The organism is Streptococcus sp. V728 (genome assembly GCF_052077995.1).
In the GTDB taxonomy this organism is placed as follows: Bacteria; Bacillota; Bacilli; order Lactobacillales; family Streptococcaceae; genus Streptococcus; species Streptococcus infantis_B.
Map to the genome: position 1 here is coordinate 139,081 of NZ_JBQJJH010000001.1, position 20,958 is coordinate 160,038.

At 39.4% G+C, this 20,958-nt stretch carries 19 protein-coding genes and 1 other annotated feature (1 of these 20 only partly in view); of the genes, 13 read left to right on the plus strand and 6 right to left on the minus strand.

The features are described 5' to 3' along the window. The first annotated feature begins 70 nt into the window (after positions 1-70). Together ACTO1Y_RS00740 and metK are read left to right on the plus strand one after the other, a co-directional pair. Complete coding sequence (locus ACTO1Y_RS00740; protein WP_303943734.1) at positions 71-769, plus strand: GntR family transcriptional regulator; 699 nt, start codon at positions 71-73, stop codon at positions 767-769. A 238-nt stretch (positions 770-1,007) separates the two neighbouring features. After that, positions 1,008-2,198: a methionine adenosyltransferase gene (metK, locus tag ACTO1Y_RS00745; RefSeq protein ID WP_006149959.1), complete on the plus strand. Its 1,191-nt coding sequence runs from the start codon at positions 1,008-1,010 to the stop codon at positions 2,196-2,198. A 45-nt stretch (positions 2,199-2,243) separates the two neighbouring features. Here the strand turns inward: metK and ACTO1Y_RS00750 are convergent, their stop codons facing one another. The 5 genes from ACTO1Y_RS00750 to ACTO1Y_RS00770 form a co-directional block, all read right to left on the minus strand. Beyond that, a complete protein-coding gene (locus ACTO1Y_RS00750) occupies positions 2,244-2,876 on the minus strand; it encodes a GNAT family N-acetyltransferase (protein ID WP_441347998.1) in 633 nt (210 codons plus the stop codon). A 188-nt stretch (positions 2,877-3,064) separates the two neighbouring features. Then, positions 3,065-3,364 carry a DUF1827 family protein gene (locus tag ACTO1Y_RS00755; RefSeq protein WP_254726961.1) on the minus strand — a complete coding sequence of 100 codons (300 nt, stop codon included), beginning with the start codon at positions 3,362-3,364 and terminating at the stop codon, positions 3,065-3,067. A 63-nt stretch (positions 3,365-3,427) separates the two neighbouring features. Continuing rightward, positions 3,428-3,877: an NUDIX hydrolase gene (locus tag ACTO1Y_RS00760; RefSeq protein WP_254726964.1), complete on the minus strand. Its 450-nt coding sequence runs from the start codon at positions 3,875-3,877 to the stop codon at positions 3,428-3,430. An 89-nt stretch (positions 3,878-3,966) separates the two neighbouring features. Continuing rightward, positions 3,967-6,219: an AAA family ATPase gene (locus tag ACTO1Y_RS00765; protein ID WP_441347999.1), complete on the minus strand. Its 2,253-nt coding sequence runs from the start codon at positions 6,217-6,219 to the stop codon at positions 3,967-3,969. Positions 6,220-6,458: 239 nt separating this feature from the next. Further along, positions 6,459-6,689 (minus strand): DUF1797 family protein, encoded by a 231-nt coding sequence (locus tag ACTO1Y_RS00770; RefSeq protein ID WP_004253825.1) that lies wholly within the window; start codon positions 6,687-6,689, stop codon positions 6,459-6,461. 197 nt (positions 6,690-6,886) lie between these two features. Here ACTO1Y_RS00770 and ACTO1Y_RS00775 point away from each other — a divergent pair, with 197 nt between their 5' ends. The 4 genes from ACTO1Y_RS00775 to ACTO1Y_RS00790 all read left to right on the plus strand — a co-directional run bounded on the left by ACTO1Y_RS00775 (position 6,887) and on the right by ACTO1Y_RS00790 (position 10,264). Then, complete coding sequence (locus ACTO1Y_RS00775) at positions 6,887-7,570, plus strand: amino acid ABC transporter permease (RefSeq protein WP_254726967.1); 684 nt, start codon at positions 6,887-6,889, stop codon at positions 7,568-7,570. Next, positions 7,570-8,304 carry an amino acid ABC transporter ATP-binding protein gene (locus ACTO1Y_RS00780; RefSeq protein WP_441348000.1) on the plus strand — a complete coding sequence of 245 codons (735 nt, stop codon included), beginning with the start codon at positions 7,570-7,572 and terminating at the stop codon, positions 8,302-8,304. The genes ACTO1Y_RS00775 and ACTO1Y_RS00780 overlap by 1 nt, the downstream gene beginning before the upstream one ends. 137 nt (positions 8,305-8,441) lie before the next feature. After that, positions 8,442-9,299 carry a bifunctional methylenetetrahydrofolate dehydrogenase/methenyltetrahydrofolate cyclohydrolase gene (locus ACTO1Y_RS00785; RefSeq protein WP_441348001.1) on the plus strand — a complete coding sequence of 286 codons (858 nt, stop codon included), beginning with the start codon at positions 8,442-8,444 and terminating at the stop codon, positions 9,297-9,299. A gap of 116 nt (positions 9,300-9,415) precedes the next feature. Then, the gene (locus ACTO1Y_RS00790; protein ID WP_006149957.1) at positions 9,416-10,264 is read left to right on the plus strand and encodes an NAD(P)H-hydrate dehydratase; all 849 of its coding nucleotides are present in this window, start codon (positions 9,416-9,418) and stop codon (positions 10,262-10,264) included. 23 nt (positions 10,265-10,287) lie between these two features. Here ACTO1Y_RS00790 and ACTO1Y_RS00795 read toward each other — a convergent pair whose 3' ends face one another. Next, positions 10,288-10,473 carry a hypothetical protein gene (locus ACTO1Y_RS00795; protein ID WP_006145882.1) on the minus strand — a complete coding sequence of 62 codons (186 nt, stop codon included), beginning with the start codon at positions 10,471-10,473 and terminating at the stop codon, positions 10,288-10,290. A gap of 121 nt (positions 10,474-10,594) precedes the next feature. Between ACTO1Y_RS00795 and ACTO1Y_RS00800 the strand changes: the two genes are divergently transcribed. From ACTO1Y_RS00800 to pgdA, 7 genes are all read left to right on the plus strand, one after another. Next, positions 10,595-13,045 carry a bifunctional DnaQ family exonuclease/ATP-dependent helicase gene (locus ACTO1Y_RS00800; RefSeq protein ID WP_441348002.1) on the plus strand — a complete coding sequence of 817 codons (2,451 nt, stop codon included), beginning with the start codon at positions 10,595-10,597 and terminating at the stop codon, positions 13,043-13,045. 32 nt (positions 13,046-13,077) lie between these two features. Beyond that, entirely contained in the window at positions 13,078-14,301 is a 1,224-nt protein-coding gene (locus tag ACTO1Y_RS00805; RefSeq protein WP_006149934.1) for an FtsW/RodA/SpoVE family cell cycle protein, read from the plus strand. Between the two features lie 10 nt (positions 14,302-14,311). Continuing rightward, complete coding sequence (locus tag ACTO1Y_RS00810) at positions 14,312-14,860, plus strand: DJ-1 family glyoxalase III (RefSeq protein ID WP_006152534.1); 549 nt, start codon at positions 14,312-14,314, stop codon at positions 14,858-14,860. A 109-nt stretch (positions 14,861-14,969) separates the two neighbouring features. Next, complete coding sequence (locus tag ACTO1Y_RS00815; protein ID WP_441348003.1) at positions 14,970-15,533, plus strand: HAD family hydrolase; 564 nt, start codon at positions 14,970-14,972, stop codon at positions 15,531-15,533. A gap of 14 nt (positions 15,534-15,547) precedes the next feature. Further along, positions 15,548-17,494, plus strand: a complete 1,947-nt coding sequence (gyrB, locus tag ACTO1Y_RS00820) for a DNA topoisomerase (ATP-hydrolyzing) subunit B (RefSeq protein ID WP_441348004.1) — start codon at positions 15,548-15,550, stop codon at positions 17,492-17,494. A gap of 80 nt (positions 17,495-17,574) precedes the next feature. Beyond that, the gene (gene ezrA, locus ACTO1Y_RS00825) at positions 17,575-19,302 is read left to right on the plus strand and encodes a septation ring formation regulator EzrA (RefSeq protein ID WP_441348005.1); all 1,728 of its coding nucleotides are present in this window, start codon (positions 17,575-17,577) and stop codon (positions 19,300-19,302) included. 115 nt (positions 19,303-19,417) lie between these two features. Further along, positions 19,418-20,812: a peptidoglycan-N-acetylglucosamine deacetylase PgdA gene (pgdA, locus tag ACTO1Y_RS00830; RefSeq protein ID WP_441348006.1), complete on the plus strand. Its 1,395-nt coding sequence runs from the start codon at positions 19,418-19,420 to the stop codon at positions 20,810-20,812. Positions 20,813-20,919: 107 nt separating this feature from the next. Beyond that, positions 20,920-20,958 (plus strand) — a sequence feature (ribosomal protein L20 leader region); it runs 92 nt beyond the window's last position.

Sequence of the window (20,958 nt, forward strand, 5' to 3'; positions counted from 1 at the left end):
CAAGTGATGTTTGACTTTTACATATGAGATACGGTACAATGGAAAAAATAAAGAAAAGAAGTGAGCAAGCATGTTACCAGCTTATATGAAAATCCATGACCAAATCAAAAAAGACATCGATGATGGACATTGGAAGATTGGAGAGAGGCTTCCTAGCGAGCGAGATCTAGCTGAGGAATTTGAGGTTAGTCGCATGACCTTACGTCAGGCTATTTCTCTCCTAGTCGAAGAGGGGGTTTTGGAGCGTCGCGTCGGTAGCGGGACCTTTGTGTCTAGTACTCGAGTTCAGGAAAAAATGCGTGGAACAACTAGTTTTACAGAAATCGTCAAGGCCCAGGGTAAAACGCCATCTAGTCACCTGATTTCTTACCGCAGAACAATCCCAACAGAGGAAGAAGTGGAAAAACTAGGCGTGGAGCCAACTGAGAATATTATTCGTATGGAACGTGTTCGTTATGCAGATCAACTACCAGTTGTTTATGAAGTAGCTTCCATTCCTGAGAAATTTATCAAAAATTTCAAAAAAGAAGAAGTAACCAAACACTTTTTCCAAACCTTACAGAAACATGGTTATCGAATTGGGAAATCGCATCAGACCATTTATGCTCGCTTAGCCAAGGAAAAAATTGCTCATTATCTGGAAGTAGAAAAAGGGCATGCCATTTTAGGTCTGACTCAAGTTTCCTACTTTGATGACGGGACAGCTTTTGAGTATGTGAAAAGCCAATATGTTGGGGAACGTTTTGAATTTTATCTAGAAAATAATTAATTCTAATATCTCTCTTGAAGTAGGAAATCACAACTACTTTAAAAGTTTTTTATTTGCTTCAGATTAGAAAACATTTTCCTATGAAGAAAAATAGTAATCATACGAGTATTTTTACAAGATTCGTGTTATAATAGATAGGTTATATGGTCCCGATAAGGTGGTGGGATTGATTGTAAATACTCTTCCTACCAGTTCTTTGTAACTCTATAACGAATATTTTTTAAGGGGGGACATTTTTATGTCAGAACGTAAATTATTCACGTCTGAATCTGTATCTGAGGGGCATCCGGATAAGATTGCAGACCAAATTTCAGATGCTATCTTGGATGCTATTTTAGAGCAAGATCCAGAGGCGCACGTTGCTGCTGAAACAGCTGTTTATACTGGTTCAGTACATGTTTTCGGTGAAATTTCAACAAATGCTTATGTCGATATTAACCGAGTGGTTCGTGATACCATTGCAGAGATTGGCTATACCAACACTGAATACGGTTTTTCTGCGGAGACGGTGGGAGTTCACCCATCTTTGGTAGAACAATCTCCTGATATTGCTCAAGGGGTTAATGAAGCCTTGGAAGTTCGTGGAAATGCAGACCAAGATCCACTAGACTTGATTGGAGCTGGAGACCAAGGTTTAATGTTTGGTTTTGCGGTGGATGAAACTGAAGAACTCATGCCACTTCCAATCTCACTCAGTCACAAGTTGGTTCGTCGTTTAGCAGAGCTTCGTAAGTCTGGGGAAATCAGCTATCTTCGTCCAGATGCCAAATCTCAAGTTACAGTTGAGTACGATGAAAATGACCAACCAGTGCGAGTGGATACAGTGGTTATTTCAACTCAACATGATCCAGAAGTTAGCAATGAACAAATCCATGAAGATGTGATTAACAAGGTTATCAAAGAAGTGATTCCAGCATCTTATCTTGATGATGAGACAAAATTCTTCATCAATCCAACCGGTCGTTTTGTTATCGGTGGACCTCAAGGTGACTCTGGTTTGACTGGTCGTAAGATTATCGTAGATACCTATGGTGGTTACTCACGTCACGGTGGTGGTGCCTTCTCTGGTAAGGATGCGACTAAGGTTGACCGTTCCGCTTCTTATGCAGCTCGCTATATTGCAAAAAACATCGTGGCAGCAGGGCTTGCTAAGAAAGCAGAAGTGCAATTGGCTTACGCGATTGGGGTGGCTCATCCAGTATCTGTTCGTATCGATACTTTCGGTACAGGAACAGTTGCTGAAAGCAAATTAGAAGCAGCAGCGCGTCAAATCTTTGACCTTCGCCCAGCAGGAATCATCCAAATGCTTGACCTCAAACGTCCAATCTACCGTCAAACAGCGGCTTATGGACATATGGGACGTACAGATATCGATCTTCCATGGGAACGTTTAGACAAGGTAGAAGCCTTGAAAGAAGCAGTTAAATAAAATCAAAAAAGATTGGTATAATGACCAATCTTTTTTAGTTTACAATTACTTATCCAGTATTTTTACAAAAGCCCAGTTTCCAATTGATTTTGCTCCATATTCCAACATCATCGAATCCAGTAATTCATACTTGTTTTTTTCATAGAAGCACACATTTTTCTCAGTGCTGGTGATCAAGCCCAAGCGTTTGCAACCCTTAGCTTTAAGATAGGGCTCGACACCTTCTTGTAGAAAAGCACTACCGATACCTTGATGTTGACTAGAAGCATTGACTCCTAGCATCATCAAATACCAATCAAAATTGCCTGATCTTTTTAAATGCTGTTCAGAACGTTCGACCAAATCTAGATATTTCAAGAGGTTCCGTGGTGTAATAAAACGGAAAAGCTTGATAATCCCATTTAATAAATAAGATAGAATAGAAAAATCCTTCTGTTGTAAAAGGGCGACTGCCAGGATTTCTCCGTTTCGTTCAGCGACTAGACAAGTCTCTCCCTTGATGTAGAGTCTGGTCAAAAGGCTATCCAACAATTCTAGAAAGGCTGGGTAGTATTCTGGTTTCTTTAAATCATCTTTGATAAGAGTCATAAAAGGATAGTCCATAAAGGCTCCAGCCAATACTTTTCCAATTTTTTGGTATTCATCTAGCTTGGCTTCTCTATATACTATTTCTTTCATTTCACACTCCTTCATAAAATCTCTCCAACTATTATAACTAATTTTCTTCTTTTTTTCGATTTTAATGTGAAATATTCACAAAAAGTATAAAGAAATGAAGTTTTTCTAAAATTTCTATTAGAAAAGTAGGTATGAAAAGACCCCACACAGTTTAACCTTGCGGGGTAGATTTAAAGTCTAGCTAGAATCTATTTTTTTGGAATTGAAATTTCAATCAATTTATCAGAATAGAGGGTTTTGATATTTGCTTCATCAATAGCTTGTTTATCAATTTTACGATTTAAGAAGAATTCTTGGATTTTCTCGATTTCTTTTTCACGGATTGCACGGTGTTTATTGGAAATGAGGATTTCGTAATGAAGCGGTGCCTGAGTAAAAATAACATCTGTATTACCTGCAGAATAAACTTCTACAAGCGTTGCGTCAGTACTTTCTAACTGATTTTTAACAAGAAGCGAGTGTGAGTTTGTAGTATTGATGAGCTTCATAAGGTTTCCTCCTGTATTTCTATGTCTATTATAGCACTTTTTGGGAAATTTGGTAAAGATAGTTTAAATTTGATGTTGTTTTTTCCAAGCTTCGATCGCCCATTTGTGACTTCCACGCTTTAAGTTAGCAATAGCTTCATCGACTGGGAACCAAGCTAGATGATTGAAGTCTTCGAGAGGTTTTTGGATTTCTTGGTAAGAAGTGGCTTCGTAGAGATAGGCTGGATTGTAGTAGTAGGTATCACGATGGCTGGAATAGAAATATTCATCAGCTTGCCCGTAGTAGGTGCCGATTTCAGCTGTAAATCCTAATTCTTCAATCAATTCTCGTTTGAGAGCTTCAAGGTGATTTTCACCTTCTTCAATTTCACCTCCTGGTAAGAACCATGCACCATTTGGAGCTTGTACGAGTATAATCTTTTCGTGGTTTGCATCAGGTATGACTGCATAAACGCCATATCTATTTTTGTAGGTTACTCCCTCTTTTTTTTCTCCAAATGTTGGATTTGCCATAAATTTCTCCTTCGTGAGTGCGCTTTCTTTCTATAATAGTAAAGAATGTTCTCACTGTCAAGCAAGAACATTCTTTTGTATGTGAGGAACTAGTCGTTTGACTCGACCGTTTCCGTTTTATTTTTGGACTTAATCACGATTTTACCTTTACTTGTCATGACTGCCTTGAGGTCTTTTTCACTAGGATTTTCAAGGTAGTAGTCTGTAATGGCATCTTCGATATAGTCTTGGATGGTACGACGGAGTGGACGAGCTCCCATTTTTGGATCGTAACCAAGGTCTACAAGTTTTTCTTTGACCTTTTCTGTGACATCGAGATGGATATTATTGCTGGAAAGTCGCTTATTCACATCATCTAGCATGAGGTCAACGATTTGAAGGAGATTTTCCTTGCTGAGAGCCTTGAATTCGATAATGCCATCAAAACGGTTCATGAATTCTGGGCTAAAGAAGTTGCCTAATTCTCCAAGAACAGAGTTGGTACGGCCTTCTCTAGCAGCACCAAATCCAACACTAGCTTCTGCCTTACCTGTACCTGCATTTGAGGTCATGATAATGATGGCATCTTTAAAGCTAACGGTACGACCTTGCCCATCCGTTAAACGACCATCGTCCAAGACTTGAAGGAACATATGCATAACATCTGGATGGGCTTTTTCAACTTCATCCAAGAGGATCAGTGAGTAGGGGTTACGACGAACTTTTTCAGTCAATTGACCTGCTTCATCATAGCCTACGTATCCTGGAGGGGCACCAACGAGTTTAGCCACGCTGTGTTTTTCCATGTATTCACTCATATCAAAGCGAATCATGCTATCAGCAGAACCAAAGAGTTCGATGGCCAGCTGTTTAGAAAGTTCTGTTTTACCGACACCAGTAGGACCAACAAAGAGGAAGCTACCGATTGGACGGTTTGGAGTACCAAGCCCAACACGGTTACGACGGATAGCCTTAGCAATCTTATCGACAGCATCATCTTGACCAATAACATGAGCCTTGAGGTCATCTGCTAGGTTGATAAGTTGAGACTGTTCTTTTTCTTTAAGGTCGCCAACTGGAATGTTGGTCTTTTGTTCGATGATGTGCTCAATCGTCTTTTCACTGATGATTGGGGTATCTTGATCCGTTACCTTAGTCTTTTGCATTTCCTTATATTTAGCAATCTGGTCACGGAAGTAGGCTGCTTTTTCAAAGTCTTCATCGCGGGTTGCTTGTGCCTTGAGATTTTCTGCTTCGATTAAACGTTGGTCTATGACCTTTGGATCCACAAAATTTAAGGTTAAGTTCATTTTAGAACCAGCTTCATCTAGAAGGTCAATGGCCTTATCCGGCAAGAAACGATCTTGAATGTAGCGGTTAGAGAGAGTAGCAGCTGCTTCGATAGCTCCCTCAGTATAGTGAACATGATGGTAATCTTCGTATTTCTTTTGAATCCCTTTCAGGATAATAATGGTTTCTTCAACAGTTGGTTCATCAACCTTGACAGGTTGCATACGGCGCTCAAGGGCTGCATCCTTTTCGATGATGCGGTATTCATTGAGGGTAGTAGCACCCACTAACTGGAGTTCGCCACGAGCAAGAGCTGGTTTCAGGATATTTCCTGCATCCATATTTCCTTCTCCAGCAGAACCAGCACCGACAATCTCATGAATTTCATCGATAAAGAGGATAATATCCTCACGTTTCCGGATTTCCTCCATGAGTTTTTGCATGCGCTCTTCGAATTGTCCACGAATTCCTGTACCTTGGACAAGGCTAACAACGTCTAGGCGAATGACTTCTTTCCCTTGAAGTTTTTGTGGAACATCACCGTCAACAATCTTCTGAGCCAATCCTTCGACAACGGCTGTCTTACCAACACCAGGCTCACCAATAAGGACAGGATTATTTTTGGTTCTACGGTTGAGAATTTCAATAACGCGGATGATTTCTTCGTCACGACCAATTACAGGGTCGATATTCCCACGACGGGCAATCTCAGTAACATTGATACCATATTCATCCAAGAGTCCTTTTTCTTGGCTAGGAGGAGGTGTTTGAGCTGGTCCACGATTTTGGGAACCATAGCCACCATTACCGCCGTATCCACCACCTGACTGAGTAGGGGGAGTGTTGTTATTATTAGAAGATGGTCTAAAGTTATTCAGATCGTTAAAGAAGTCTCCAAATGGATCAAAATCACGATTGTTTAGATCTGTAATGCCCTTAAATAAGCTATTGTTAGGATCTGTTTTGATAATTTTGTAGCAATTTTGGCAAAGATCAATTTGCTTTTGTTGCCCATTCAGATTAGTGTAAAGATGGATTGTTGAGTCATTGATTTTACAATTTTGACAGAGCATACCTCTACCTCGTTTCTTTCTTGGCCTTGACTAAAACCGAAAGGTCAAAAATAGTCAAAGTTCTTTAGTCTCATTATATCATGATTGAAGGGGAAAGCAAGTAAAAAGATTGAGTATTAAAGTTGATGTTGCGAGTCTATTATAGTCAAACCTTTAAGGGTAAAAAGAAAAATCCTATTTGTCGTACAAAAAGGATTTTCTTGGTCAAAGCAGAAGTATTCTCTGCCTTTATTTAACGATTAGTATAAAAGTTCGTAAATTTCCATCGCAATAAGGTCGATGCTATCAAATGTATAAGTCTCACGAGCTTCAACGTCACGGAGTGTGAAAAGTGGTCCGTTTTCTTCGTCGTGGTTAAAAGCAACCTCTGCGACAACAACTCCTTCGCGTTCAAAGTTACGTTTCAAGTTACCACCATCTTTTGTCATTGCTTCTAAGCGATTGATGATTCTAACCAAATGTGATTCCATTTTGATTCTCCTCCATTTCTTATCTTTACTATTTTACCATAAACAGACTCTACTTGACTAGAAAAAACTAAGATTTCTCGCTATTTCTCTTACCTTTGAAAATTTATTGAAAATCTTAGATGAAAATGTTGCATTTTTATGCAGAATATGTTATCCTTATACAAATTTTAAGTTTAAATATAGAAAGTAGAGTGTCCATGAATTTTTCTTTTTTACCGAAATACTTGCCATATTTTAACTATGGTGCTGTTGTTACGATTATTATCTCGATCTTAGTTGTCTTTTTGGGAACCATTTTAGGGGTAGTGTTGGCCTTTGCGCAACGTTCAAAGATTAAGCCACTTGCTTGGTTTGCTAATCTTTATATCTGGATTTTCCGAGGAACTCCGATGATGGTACAGATTATGATTGCCTATGCATTGATGCATATTAGTGCTCCAACGATTCAAATTGGAATTTTGGATGTCGATCTCACTCGTTTGATTCCAGGGATTATCATTATCTCTATGAATAGTGGTGCCTATGTATCAGAAACTGTTCGTGCTGGAATTAATGCAGTGCCAAAAGGACAACTAGAAGCAGCTTATTCACTAGGTATTCGTCCTAAAAATGCTATGCGCTATGTTATTTTGCCACAGGCTATCAAGAATATTTTACCAGCCTTGGGGAATGAGTTTATTACCATTATCAAGGATAGCTCGCTCTTGTCAGCTATCGGGGTTATGGAATTGTGGAATGGAGCAACTACAGTGTCAACAACCACATATCTACCATTGACTCCACTTCTATTTGCAGCTTTTTACTACTTAATTATGACATCTATCTTGACAGTAGCCTTGAAAGCTTTTGAAAATCGTATGGGACAAGGAGATAAGAAATAATGACTGAAACGCTAATTAAAATTGAAAACCTTCATAAAAGCTTTGGAAAGAATGAAGTTTTAAAAGGGATTGATCTTGAAATCAAAAAAGGGGAAGTAGTGGTCATTATCGGCCCTTCTGGAAGCGGTAAGTCAACACTCCTTCGTTCCATGAATCTCCTCGAAGAGGCTACAAAAGGAAAGGTTATCTTTGAAGGTGTAGACATTACGGATAAGAAAAATGACCTCTTTGCTATGCGTGAAAAGATGGGAATGGTTTTCCAACAATTCAATCTCTTCCCAAATATGACAGTTATGGGAAACATTACACTTTCTCCAATTAAGACTAAGGGAGAAAATAAAGAAGTGGCTGAAAAGAGAGCGCATGAGCTCTTGGAGAAGGTTGGTTTGCCAGATAAGGCTGATGCCTATCCACAAAGTTTGTCTGGAGGTCAGCAACAGCGTATTGCTATCGCGCGTGGTCTTGCCATGGAACCAGATGTCCTACTTTTTGATGAACCGACTTCTGCCCTAGATCCAGAAATGGTAGGGGAAGTACTAGCAGTTATGCAAGAACTTGCCAAGTCAGGTATGACCATGGTCATCGTAACACATGAGATGGGTTTTGCGCGTGAAGTGGCAGACCGTGTTATTTTTATGGCTGAAGGTGTAGTTGTCGAGGATGGAACACCTGAGCAAGTTTTTGACCAAACACAAGAACAAAGAACCAAGGATTTCTTGAGTAAGGTTTTGTAAAATATTGTTTATTAGAAAAGCTCCAAGGGGGCTTTTTCTTATAGTTTCAGACTATAGGGAATCTTAGGTAAGAAGTGTTAGAAGGTCGAGCGATTTTTTGTTATAATAGAGGATATTTGTTAGAAAAGAGAAAATACATGACACAGATTATTGATGGGAAGGCTTTAGCAGCTAAGCTACAAGGACAACTGGCTGAAAAAACAGCCAAACTAAAGGAAGAGACAGGCTTGGTTCCTGGTTTGGTGGTTATTTTGGTCGGGGACAATCCTGCTAGCCAGGTTTACGTTCGTAACAAGGAACGTTCAGCAATCGCAGCGGGTTTCCAGAGTGAAGTTGTACGTGTTCCGGAGACCATTACTCAAGAGGAGTTGTTGGAGTTGATTGCCAAATACAACCAAGATCTAGCATGGCATGGGATTCTGGTACAGTTGCCATTGCCAAAACATATCGATGAGGAAGCTGTTCTACTAGCCATTGACCCAGAAAAGGATGTGGACGGTTTTCATCCGCTCAACATGGGTCGTCTTTGGTCTGGTCACCCAGTGATGATTCCTTCAACTCCAGCAGGGATTATGGAGATGTTTCATGAGTATGGGATTGACTTAGAAGGTAAAAATGCAGTCGTTATTGGTCGTTCAAATATCGTCGGTAAACCAATGGCCCAGTTGCTGCTGGCTAAAAATGCAACTGTAACCTTGACACACTCTCGCACCCACAATCTAGCCCAAGTAGCTTCTAAAGCCGACATTCTTGTAGTAGCAATCGGTCGTGCTAAGTTCGTGACTGCTGATTTTGTCAAAGCTGGTGCAGTTGTCATTGATGTGGGAATGAACCGAGATGAAAATGGCAAGCTCTGTGGAGATGTTGACTACGATGCTGTTGCACCAGTCGCTAGCCATATCACACCTGTACCTGGTGGAGTTGGGCCTATGACGATTACCATGCTGATGGAGCAAACTTATCAGGCTGCTTTAAGAACACTGGATAAAGACTAAGTTTACTATGAAAAATAGTTGAGATAGTAATATCTCGACTTTTTATTTTCTGTAATGATACTTCTATCTATTATTTTGTAGTATAATGAGAGACAAGAAGTAGTAAGGAAGTAATAATGAAGGATATTAAGAAAGCTTTACTAAAAAAAGTGATCATCGAGCGTCCTCGTTCTAGTCATAAGGGAGACTACAGTCGTCTTCTCTTGATTGGTGGAACGTATCCTTATGGTGGAGCGATTATTATGGCTGCCTTAGGGGCTGTTAGAAGTGGTGCAGGCTTAGTGACAGTAGCTACGGATAAAGAGAATATTCCAGCGCTACATAGCCATCTTCCAGAGGCTATGGCTTTTGCTCTTGACGATAAGCAATTACTTGAGCAACAGTTGCAGAAGGCTAACATTGTCTTGGTTGGACCTGGACTAGTGGATGATGGGCGTGGAGAAGAGCTTCTCCAAACAGTTTTTGATCATTTAGACCAAGACCAGACTCTCATACTGGATGGTGGTGCCCTATCTATTTTTGCTAAGTCGGGGTTGAAATTTCCTAAAGCCCACCTTGTTTTAACTCCACATCAAAGGGAATGGCAAGTCTTATCAGGCTTAGATTTGACTTCTCAAGGAGCTGAGGAAACAGGAGAGGCTTTGAAGAGTTTTCCTTCAGGGACGATTCTAGTTCAAAAAGGTCCTGCGACTCGAATCTGGCAAGCTGGTCAAGATGATTTTTATCAGTTAGAGGTTGGGGGTCCTTATCAGGCGACTGGGGGTATGGGGGATACTCTGGCTGGGATGATCGCTGGCTTTGTAGGTCAATTTCACCAAGTTAGTCTCTATGAAAGAGTGACAGTAGCGACATATCTGCATTCAGCAATTGCCCAAGAACTAGCTGAGGACAATTATGTAGTTCTGCCAACCACGATTAGTCAACATATTCCTGCATTCATGAAGAAAATACAAAAAGACACCTGAATTTTTCAGGTGTCTTTTGACTATTAGAAGAGGCCTTTGACCTTATCTACAAGACCGTCAAGCCCTTCTGAGCCTGAAACCAATGCTTGCGCTTGGCTAAGGTAGTCCCCTAGTTGATCCTTGTTTTCTTCAACAAATGTTTTTGCTGCAGAAAAATTTTTTTTCTCGACGAGTTCTTTTACTTGATTAAACAAATCCAATGGGTTCATGAATTTCCTCCTTTTCTACCATTTTATTCAATCATTTTTGTTTAAATCTTGCAAGAAACTTGACTCTTCAAATAAAGTTCATGGGTGTCAAATGGTGTAAATTTTGATATAATTTTTAGTGATGAATTTTAGAAATGATCGGTATGTGGTTGTAGATTTAGAAGCAACAAGTACCGGAAGCAAGGCAAAAATCATCCAAGTGGGAATTGTAGTCATTGAAGGTGGTGAGATTGTTGAGCAATATGCCACTGATGTCAATCCGCATGAACACTTGGATTCTCATATCAAAGAATTAACGGGTTTGACTGATAAGCGTTTAGCAAAGGCTCCAGAGTTTTCCCAGGTAGCTGGAAAGATTTTTGAACTGGTCAAAGACGGTATTTTTGTTGCGCACAATGTTCAGTTCGATGCCAATTTGTTGGCAGAATTCCTATTTTTTGAAGGTTATGAATTACGCACCCCTCGTATCGATACGGTTGAGTTGGCTCAAGTCTTTTATCCTCAGCTTGAAAAGTATAATCTTGGAATTCTCTGCCAAGAGTTGGGAATTCCCTTGGAGCAAGCTCACACAGCCTTATCAGATGCCCAAGCAACGGCAGAACTCTTTCTTTGTATGAGACAAAAGATGTTTCAACTTCCAAAAGGTTTGTTGGAGCGCTTATTAAGTCTGGCTGATAGCTTATTGTACGAATCATACATGGTCATCGAGGAAGTTTATCAGAAACAGTCTCTCTTAGTAGAACATGACTTGGTCGAGGTGCAAGGTCTATTTTTGAGAAAAGAAAAATCAGCCCTTTCTCCACGAAAACTATCTAAAGATTTCCAAACCAATATTGCCTTGTTGGGGTTGGAGGAGAGAAACTTGCAAGAACGCTTCGCACAAAAGGTTCAAGAGTGCTTGCAAGGGGAAGACATTTCTTTTATTCAGGCTCAAACTGGGATTGGAAAAACCTATGGCTATCTCCTGCCAGCCTTGTCTCTTGAGAATGAAGGGGGGATCCTACTTAGTGTTCCAACTAAAATCCTTCAAAATCAGGTAATGCATGAGGAGGCTAAAAAACTCGAAGAGATTTTCCATATCTCTATTCATAGTCTCAAAGGACCACAGAATTACTTGAAGTTAGATGCCTTTCATGCAGTGCTAGAGGAAGAAGAATCCAATCGTTTGTATACGCGTTTCAAGATGCAACTCCTAGTTTGGCTGACTGAGACAGATACTGGAGACTTAGACGAAATTGGTCAGCTTTATCGCTACCAGCAATTTTTACCAAACTTGGTGCATGATGGAAATCTTCACAAAGATTCTCTCTTTTGGTTAGAGGATTTTTGGAGACGTGGTCAGGAAAAAGCGCGTTCTTGTAAGTTGCTAGTGACCAATCATGCTTACCTCGTTACTCGACTTGAAGATGATCCGAGTCTTTTAGAGGGACGTTTCTTGATTTTGGATGAAGCCCAGAAAATCTTGTTGACCTTGGAAAATCTTTCTCGAAAATCTTATTTGCTTACAGATTTGCTAGAACAATTAGATCAAGCTCTATCTAAAGAAGAAGGCATGCTTGAAAGACGCTTGCTAGAGAGTATTCGTTTTGAGCTTTCTTATCTGCTGGAGCAGTTTCTATCTGGCAAACGTAAGATGTGCCCAGCTAGTAGCATTGATAAGCTCCAACAGGATTTTTCAGAGTTGAATCTTCCAGAATTTAAAGACTATCAGAGATTTTTCTCGTCTGAAGGAGAATTTTGGTTATCAGTTTCAGAACTCTCTAGTAAAAAAATCGAGATTACTTCTAGTCGCGATCAGCGTTTGTTATTTTCTCAGATATTTCCAGAATCCTGCCAGCTTCTCGGAATCTCTGCAACCCTAGAAATTAGTAGCAGAGTTTCTTTGCCAGAATTGTTAGGATTCCCGCAAGCAAATATTTATTACCTAGATGAACAGTTTCAGGAAAATCAGGAAATTTTCTTGGTGAATGATTTTCCATTGGTGACTGAAGTTTCGCTTGAGGAATATGCACAAGCAGTTGTGGAAGTTCTAGAAGATTTGTCCTACCTTGAAGAACCGATTTTAGTCTTATTTACTGCAAAAGATTTATTGCTGCAGGTATCTGATACTTTAAGAATTCCCCATTTAGCTCAATATAAGCATGGGGAACCAGCTCAATTGAAAAAACGCTTTGAAAAAGGAGAGCGTGAGCTCTTACTTGGTGCGGGGAGTTTCTGGGAAGGAGTCGATTTTTCCAGACATCCTCGGGTGATTGAAGTGGTGACACGTTTGCCTTTCCAAAATCCAGAGGATCCATTTACCAAAAAGATGAATCAAGAACTCCGTCTTGAAGGGAAGAACCCTTTTTATGATTACCAACTTCCTATGGCGATTATTCGTCTCAAGCAAGCGATAGGTAGGACCATGCGCCGAGTTGGTCAACGCTCCGCAGTTTTGATTTTAGACAGCCGCATGTCAAGCAAACGATATGGCAAGCAAATCAGCAAGGCCTTGTCTCGCACTAGTCGAGTAAGGAATATTAGCCGAGAGCAAGTGTTTGTCAACGTTCAAGAATTTTTAAATAAACAATGAAATGAATATCAGAAAGAATGAAGGAGGCCGTTATGAAACGTTCATTCGACTCTAGGGTCGATTATAGTTTAATATTACCAGTGTTTTGTCTATTGGTGATTGGAGTTGTAGCGATTTATATAGCAGTTAGTCATGACTACCCAAACAATGTTTGGCCTATACTTGGACAACAACTGGCATGGATAGCCCTAGGGATTATCTTCAGTTTTGTAGTCATGTTTTTTAACACCAAGTTTTTATGGCAGTCCACCCCCTATCTATATGGTCTTGGTCTAGCCTTGATGGTCTTACCCTTGGTCTTCTATAATCCAAGTTTAGTTGCTGCAACAGGTGCAAAAAACTGGGTATCAATCGGTGGTTATACACTTTTTCAACCTTCCGAATTCATGAAGATATCTTATATCTTGATGTTGGCCTATGTGATTGTAACTTTCACTAAAAAATACAAGGACCAAGCACGGACCATCGGTTTAGATTTCCTTTTGATTCTTTGGATGATCGTTTTCACGATTCCAGTTCTAGTGTTACTAGCCTTACAAAGTGACCTTGGAACGGCAATGGTTTTTGTTGCGATCTTTGCAGGTCTTGTCTTGTTGTCAGGTGTTTCTTGGAAGATTATCATCCCAGTCTTTGTAACAGTTGTATCAGCCATTACAGGATTTTTAGCCATCTTCATTACAAAGGATGGGCGTGCCTTTATGCACCAACTTGGTATGCCGACTTATCAGATTAATCGTATCTTGGCTTGGCTCAATCCCTTTGATTATGCTCAAACAACTACCTATCAACAGGCTCAAGGTCAAATTGCCATCGGTAGTGGGGGAGTATTTGGCCAAGGCTTTAACGTGTCCAATCTCCTCATCCCAGTCCGTGAGAGTGACATGATCTTCACAGTTATCGCTGAAGATTTTGGTTTTATTGGTTCAGTAGTAGTGATTGCACTCTATCTACTCCTCATCTATCGTATGTTAAAGATTACTCTGAAATCTAACAATCAATTTTATACTTATATCTCCACTGGATTTATCATGATGCTCTTGTTCCACATCTTTGAGAACATTGGTGCCGTCACAGGACTCCTTCCTCTTACGGGGATTCCTTTGCCCTTTATTTCCCAAGGGGGATCAGCCATTATCAGTAATCTTATCGGTGTGGGTCTTCTTTTATCGATGAGCTACCAAACACATCTCGCCGATGAAAAGAGTGGTCGAACAAGATTTAAACGTAAAAAAGTTGTACTGAAGAAAGTGAAATAAGGAGGTCGCTATGCCTAAAGTTGCAGTTATCCTAGCAAATGGCTTTGAAGAAATTGAAGCCTTGACTGTCGTAGACGTCTTGCGTCGCGCAAATATCACCTGCCATATGGTCGGATTTGGTGAAAAAGTGACAGGTTCACATGCCATTCAAGTTCAAGCCGATCGAGTGTTTGATGGAAATTTATCAGAGTATGATATGATTGTCCTTCCAGGAGGTATGCCTGGTTCTGCCCACTTGAGGGACAATGAACAATTGATCACTGAACTTCAAAAATTTGAGAAAATCGGTAAAAAGGTAGCAGCCATCTGTGCGGCTCCAATTGCATTGAATCAGGCAGGTCTACTAGAAGGTAGAAACTTCACCTGCTATGATGGAGTCCAGGAACAAATTGCTAACGGTCACTACCATAAAGAAACAGTAGTAGTGGATGGGAATGTTATCACTAGCCGTGGGCCAGCAACAGCTTTAGCCTTTGCTTACCACTTGGTTGAAACACTGGGCGGAGATGCTGAATCTCTAAGAAATGGTATGCTCTACACAGACCTATTTGAAAAATAATGAACAAATTGAGGAGAATCTTTCTTGATGGAGAAGATTCTTCTCTTTTTTAAGGTCAAAACCAAGGTAAACATCGCTTTTTTTATAAAAAAATGGTATAATGAAGGGTATGAAATATCACGATTACATCTGGGATTTAGGTGGAACCCTGCTTGATAATTATGAAACTTCTACAGCAGCTTTTGTAGAAACATTAGCAGAGTTTGGGATTGAGCAGGAGCACGACAGTGTCTACGAAGCTTTGAAGGTTTCGACTGCCTTTGCCATCGAAAAGTATGCTCCAGATATTGAAAACTTTCTTGAGAAATATAAAGAAAATGAAGCCCGTGATCTTGAACACCCAGTATTGTTTGATGGGATTCCTGCGCTCTTAGAAGAAATATCAGACCAAGGTGGCCGTAATTTCTTGATTTCTCATCGAAATGATCAGGTATTGGAGATTCTTTCAAAAACAAAGATAGCACCATACTTTACAGAAGTAGTGACAGCTAGTTCAGGATTTAAACGTAAACCAAATCCTGAATCGATGATTTATTTACGTGATAAGTATCAAATTACATCTGGTCTGGTCATTGGTGACCGTGCTATTGATGTAGAGGCAGGACTTGCTGCAGGCTTAGATGCCTATCTCTTTGAGAACGTTGTAGCGTTAAAACAAGCAATAGACATGTAAGAAAAAGGGGAAACATGACAGAAGATATTAAAAACCAACAGGCACAAGATTATGATGCCAGTCAAATTCAAGTTTTGGAAGGTCTGGAAGCTGTTCGTATGCGTCCAGGTATGTACATCGGTTCAACTTCGAAGGAAGGTCTTCACCACCTAGTCTGGGAAATCGTAGATAACTCTATCGACGAAGCCTTGGCTGGATTCGCTAGTCATATCGAAGTTTTTATTGATCCAGATGATTCAATTACAGTTATTGACGATGGTCGTGGGATTCCAGTTGATATCCAGGAAAAAACAGGTCGTCCTGCCGTTGAAACAGTCTTTACTGTTCTTCACGCCGGAGGTAAATTCGGCGGTGGCGGATACAAGGTATCTGGTGGTCTCCACGGTGTAGGTTCATCCGTTGTAAATGCTCTTTCAACTCAGTTGGATGTTCGCGTTCACAAAAACGGAAAAATTCATTACCAAGAATACCGTCGTGGACATGTTGTGGCTGACCTAGAGGTAATTGGGGATACAGATAAAACAGGAACAATCGTTCACTTTACTCCAGACCCAGAAATTTTCACAGAGACAACAACATTTGACTTTGATAAATTAAACAAACGTATTCAAGAGTTAGCCTTCTTGAATCGTGGGCTTCAAATCTCTATCACTGACAAACGTGAAGGACTAGAGCAGACTAAGCATTATCACTATGAAGGTGGGATTGCGAGCTACGTTGAGTACATCAATGAAAACAAGGATGTTATTTTTGAAAACCCAATCTACACAGATGGTGAAATGGATGACATTACAGTAGAAGTTGCTATGCAGTATACAACGGGTTACCATGAAAATGTCATGAGTTTCGCTAACAATATTCATACCCATGAAGGTGGGACACACGAACAAGGTTTCCGTACAGCCTTAACTCGTGTTATCAATGACTATGCTCGTAAAAACAAACTTCTAAAAGATAACGAAGATAACCTAACAGGTGAGGATGTCCGTGAAGGATTGACAGCCGTTATCTCTGTGAAGCATCCAAACCCTCAGTTTGAAGGGCAAACGAAAACTAAACTTGGAAATAGTGAAGTTGTCAAGATTACCAACCGCTTGTTCAGTGATGCATTTTCTGATTTCCTTTTGGAAAATCCACAGATTGCTAAGCGCATCGTAGAAAAAGGTATCCTAGCAGCTAAGGCTCGTGTGGCAGCAAAACGTGCACGAGAAGTGACTCGTAAGAAATCAGGTTTAGAAATTTCAAATCTACCAGGGAAACTAGCTGACTGTTCATCAAATAATCCAGCTGAAACGGAACTCTTTATCGTCGAAGGAGACTCAGCGGGAGGTTCTGCAAAATCAGGACGTGACCGTGAATTTCAAGCTATCTTGCCTATTCGTGGGAAAATCCTTAACGTTGAAAAGGCAAGTATGGATAAAATCCTTGCTAATGAAGAAATTCGTAGTCTCTTCACAGCAATGGGAACAGGATTTGGTGCAGAATTTGATGTCAGCAAGGCTCGATACCAAAAACTGGTTATTATGACGGATGCCGATGTCGATGGAGCTCACATCCGTACCCTCTTGTTAACTCTGATTTATCGCTATATGAAACCTGTTTTAGAGGCGGGTTATGTTTATATCGCTCAACCACCTATTTACGGTGTTAAAGTTGGTAGTGAGATTAAAGAATATATTCAACCAGGAGCAGACCAAGAAACTCGCTTACAAGAAGCTTTGGCTCGCTACAGTGAAGGTCGTTCAAAACCAACCATTCAACGTTATAAAGGTCTTGGAGAAATGGATGACCACCAACTTTGGGAAACTACTATGAATCCTGAACATCGCCTTATGGCCCGTGTATCAGTGGATGACGCTGCTGAAGCAGATAAAATTTTTGATATGCTTATGGGTGATCGAGTAGAACCACGTCGAGAATTTATCGAAGAAAACGCTGTGTACAGTACTCTTGACGTTTAAAAAAATTAGGAAATAGTTCCCAAGGCTTTAAAAATATGATATAATCATTACAATTGTGTCAAGTATAAAAGGAGTTAGATATGACAGATAATCAGTTGATTATTACCTTGATTGGAATCGCAGTTCTGCTTCTTATTGCCTTTGCAGTAGCAATTTTGCTTCGTAAACGTAATGAGAGTAGACTTGCAGCTTTAGAAGAAAGAAAAGAAGAACTATATAATCTCCCCGTTAATGATGAGGTAGAGGTTGTTAAAAACATGCATCTGATTGGTCAAAGTCAGGTTGCTTTTAGAGAATGGAACCAAAAATGGGTTGATTTATCTCTTAACTCATTTGCGGATATTGAGAATAACCTCTTTGAAGCTGAAGGTTACAATAGCTCATTCCGTTTCTTGAAGGCTAAACACCAAATTGATCAAATTGAGAGTCAAATCGAACTCGTAGAAGAGGACATCGCAGCCATCCGTAATGCTTTGTCAGATTTGGAAAAACAAGAATCAAAAAATAGCGGACGCGTATTGCATGCCTTAGACTTGTTTGAAAAACTACAAAATACTGTAGCCGAAGATTCTGAAAAATATGGTCAAGCTCTTCCAGAAATTGAAAAACAATTGGAGAATATCCAATCTGAGTTTTCTCAATTTGTAACCTTGAACTCTTCAGGTGACCCAGTTGAAGCAGCAGGTATTTTGGATAACGCAGAAAATCATATTCTTGCGTTGACACATATCGTTGAAAGAATTCCAGCGATTGTGGCTAAACTTACTACTGAGTTGCCAGATCAACTTGAAGATTTAGAAGCAGGATATCGTAAACTCTTAGATGAGAACTACCATTTTGTAGAAACTGATATCGAATCACGACTTCAACTTCTATATGAAGCCTTGAAAAACAATCACGAGAATATTCGTAAGTTAGAATTGGATAACGCAGAGTATGAAAATACTCAAATCCAAGAAGAAATCAATGCGCTTTATGATATTTTCACTCGTGAAATTAACGCTCATAAAGCTTTCGAGAAATTGGTAACAACCCTACCTACATATCTTCAACACTTGAAAGAAAACAATCAAGTCTTGGTTAAAGATATCGAACGTCTTGGTAAAACTTACTTGATTTCAGAAAGCGATGTGAATCGAGTTCGTCGCCTTCAAGCAGATATTTCTGCCTTGAATACTACAATTGAAGAATTGACAAACGACCAATCAGAAGTTTCAGAAGCATACTCTGTCTTGCAAGAACGTTTAGAAAGTCTCCAATCTACATTAAAAGATATTGAAGATGACCAAATCGGTGTCAGCGAACGCCTTGTTCAGATTGAAAAAGATGACATCAATGCTCGTCAAAAAGCAAATGTATACGTCAACCGTCTACATACTATTAAACGCTATATGGAGAAGAGAAATCTTCCAGGGATTCCACAAAAATTCTTGAAGCTCTTCTTTGATGCAAGTCACAGTACAGAAGACTTAATGGCTGAGTTGGAACAAGCACAAGTGAATATCGAATCTGTCAATCGTATTCTTGAGATTGCGACAAATGATATGAATATGTTGGAAGAAGAAACATACAGTATTGTTCAAAATGCAACATTGACAGAACAATTGCTTCAATATTCTAACCGTTACAGATCATTTGATGATCGTATTCAACAAGCTTTCCAAGAAGCTTTGAATATCTTTGAAACGACCTTTGATTACCAAGCATCTTTCGAAAAAATCTCTCAAGCATTAGAAGTTGCTGAGCCAGGAGTAACCAACCGTTTTGTTACTTCTTATGAGAAAACAAGAGAAAGTATTCGCTTCTAATTTTAAAAAGAACCCTAGAATATGCCAGGGTTCTTTTACTTTTCCTTTCCTATTAAAAATGACTTTCTTCTGTGTTTTCATTGAAATTATAGCTCTGATTTGATATGATAAAACTATGACAAAAAAGAGATTACCCCAGAATAAAGTAAAGAAGAAAAATAATAAAAAGCTTGGCACTCTTGTCTTGCTTTTATTTATAACAATGTTAGCACTTGGCAGTGTAATTACCTATAAAGTGATGAGTAAACATGCTTTCGAACAAAAGATTGAAAGTCTCAAGAAGGAAAAAGATGAAGTCTACTCACAAGGCACTCAAAAGGAACATTTTCGCAAGGAAAAATCAGAGATTATCACCTATTATCCAATGGTTGGAGATAGTGTTATCTCCTCTGTTAAGAATGAGATTGTAAAGGATATCACTGACAAAGTAGAAGGAAAAGAACAGTTGATTTTTTATTACCCAGAAAAAGGGGACTCATCTTTAACTGGGGTTGAAAATCGATTGATTAAAAAGCAAGCTTTTAATTTGGTAAATTCGAATGTTGTCGAATTAGAAAATACCACACTCAGTCAGCTTTATCTAAAAGAAGATGGTTCTGTCTTTACACTAGACCAACTTTTCACAGATACAAGCAAAGCTAAGGAAAAATTACTCGAAGATCTTAAGTCTACTCTTCAGGATAAACAAGTTGAGCAATCAGTGGTTGATCAAGTTTCAGCTGATTTATCAGCAGCAGAATTATCAACTTGGAAGTTTGCCTATAAAGATAGCCAATTGGTTCTTTATCCAGTCAAAGCAACGACTAATGTTGAAGAAATAGTGATGCCTATTTCAGACTTCTTTGATTTTATTCAGACATCCTATCTAACAGAAAAAGATGCTGAACTCTATAAAAAAGTTCAAGCGGAAAAACATAAAAAAGTTGTAGCCTTAACCTTTGATGATGGTCCCGATGGCAATACAACACCACAAGCCTTGGATATTTTAGCTAAGTACAAAATAAAAGCAACCTTCTTTGTACAAGGAAAGAATATTGCAGGCAATGAGTCAATCCTTAAACGTATGCAGTCTGAAGGCCATGAAGTTGGAAACCATAGTTGGAATCATCCAGTTCTAACCAAACTATCATTGGAAGATGCTAAGAAGCAAATTACGGATACAGAATCAGCAATTACTAGTGTACTTGGAACAAGTTCAAAATTGATGCGACCTCCATATGGTGCTGTTTCAGATGATATCCGCAACAGCCTGGATTTGAGCTTTATTATGTGGGATGTTGATAGTTTGGACTGGAAGAGCAAGAATGAGGCTGCTATTTTAACTGAGATTCAACGTCAAGCGACAAATGGATCTATCATCCTCATGCATGATATCCATCAAACATCCGTTAACTCATTGCCAAAAGTTATTGAGTATCTGCAAGGACAAGGATATAGCTTTGTTACAGTATCTGAATTGCTAGGTAACCATGTGAAACCACATGAGATTTACTATTCACGGAATCAGTAGAGTCAATACCTAAGGATCTGACTTGAATCAAAAATCCATTGAGAAAAAATAAAAAAGATAAATTTTTATCTTGACAAGTAGGGGAAAACTTGATATTATATAAAAGATGAGAAAAGCAGAAGTGAGAACTTCTCGCCTTGCGACTA

What these genes read in the sequence shown, in the direction of transcription:
- ACTO1Y_RS00740 (WP_303943734.1), top strand. Translation starts at nt 71, where the DNA reads ATGTTACCAGCTTATATGAAAATCCATGACCAAATCAAAAAAGACATC.
- metK (WP_006149959.1), top strand. Translation starts at nt 1,008, where the DNA reads ATGTCAGAACGTAAATTATTCACGTCTGAATCTGTATCTGAGGGGCAT.
- ACTO1Y_RS00750 (WP_441347998.1), bottom strand. Translation starts at nt 2,876, where the DNA reads ATGAAAGAAATAGTATATAGAGAAGCCAAGCTAGATGAATACCAAAAA.
- ACTO1Y_RS00755 (WP_254726961.1), bottom strand. Translation starts at nt 3,364, where the DNA reads ATGAAGCTCATCAATACTACAAACTCACACTCGCTTCTTGTTAAAAAT.
- ACTO1Y_RS00760 (WP_254726964.1), bottom strand. Translation starts at nt 3,877, where the DNA reads ATGGCAAATCCAACATTTGGAGAAAAAAAAGAGGGAGTAACCTACAAA.
- ACTO1Y_RS00765 (WP_441347999.1), bottom strand. Translation starts at nt 6,219, where the DNA reads ATGCTCTGTCAAAATTGTAAAATCAATGACTCAACAATCCATCTTTAC.
- ACTO1Y_RS00770 (WP_004253825.1), bottom strand. Translation starts at nt 6,689, where the DNA reads ATGGAATCACATTTGGTTAGAATCATCAATCGCTTAGAAGCAATGACA.
- ACTO1Y_RS00775 (WP_254726967.1), top strand. Translation starts at nt 6,887, where the DNA reads ATGAATTTTTCTTTTTTACCGAAATACTTGCCATATTTTAACTATGGT.
- ACTO1Y_RS00780 (WP_441348000.1), top strand. Translation starts at nt 7,570, where the DNA reads ATGACTGAAACGCTAATTAAAATTGAAAACCTTCATAAAAGCTTTGGA.
- ACTO1Y_RS00785 (WP_441348001.1), top strand. Translation starts at nt 8,442, where the DNA reads ATGACACAGATTATTGATGGGAAGGCTTTAGCAGCTAAGCTACAAGGA.
- ACTO1Y_RS00790 (WP_006149957.1), top strand. Translation starts at nt 9,416, where the DNA reads ATGAAGGATATTAAGAAAGCTTTACTAAAAAAAGTGATCATCGAGCGT.
- ACTO1Y_RS00795 (WP_006145882.1), bottom strand. Translation starts at nt 10,473, where the DNA reads ATGAACCCATTGGATTTGTTTAATCAAGTAAAAGAACTCGTCGAGAAA.
- ACTO1Y_RS00800 (WP_441348002.1), top strand. Translation starts at nt 10,595, where the DNA reads ATGAATTTTAGAAATGATCGGTATGTGGTTGTAGATTTAGAAGCAACA.
- ACTO1Y_RS00805 (WP_006149934.1), top strand. Translation starts at nt 13,078, where the DNA reads ATGAAACGTTCATTCGACTCTAGGGTCGATTATAGTTTAATATTACCA.
- ACTO1Y_RS00810 (WP_006152534.1), top strand. Translation starts at nt 14,312, where the DNA reads ATGCCTAAAGTTGCAGTTATCCTAGCAAATGGCTTTGAAGAAATTGAA.
- ACTO1Y_RS00815 (WP_441348003.1), top strand. Translation starts at nt 14,970, where the DNA reads ATGAAATATCACGATTACATCTGGGATTTAGGTGGAACCCTGCTTGAT.
- gyrB (WP_441348004.1), top strand. Translation starts at nt 15,548, where the DNA reads ATGACAGAAGATATTAAAAACCAACAGGCACAAGATTATGATGCCAGT.
- ezrA (WP_441348005.1), top strand. Translation starts at nt 17,575, where the DNA reads ATGACAGATAATCAGTTGATTATTACCTTGATTGGAATCGCAGTTCTG.
- pgdA (WP_441348006.1), top strand. Translation starts at nt 19,418, where the DNA reads ATGACAAAAAAGAGATTACCCCAGAATAAAGTAAAGAAGAAAAATAAT.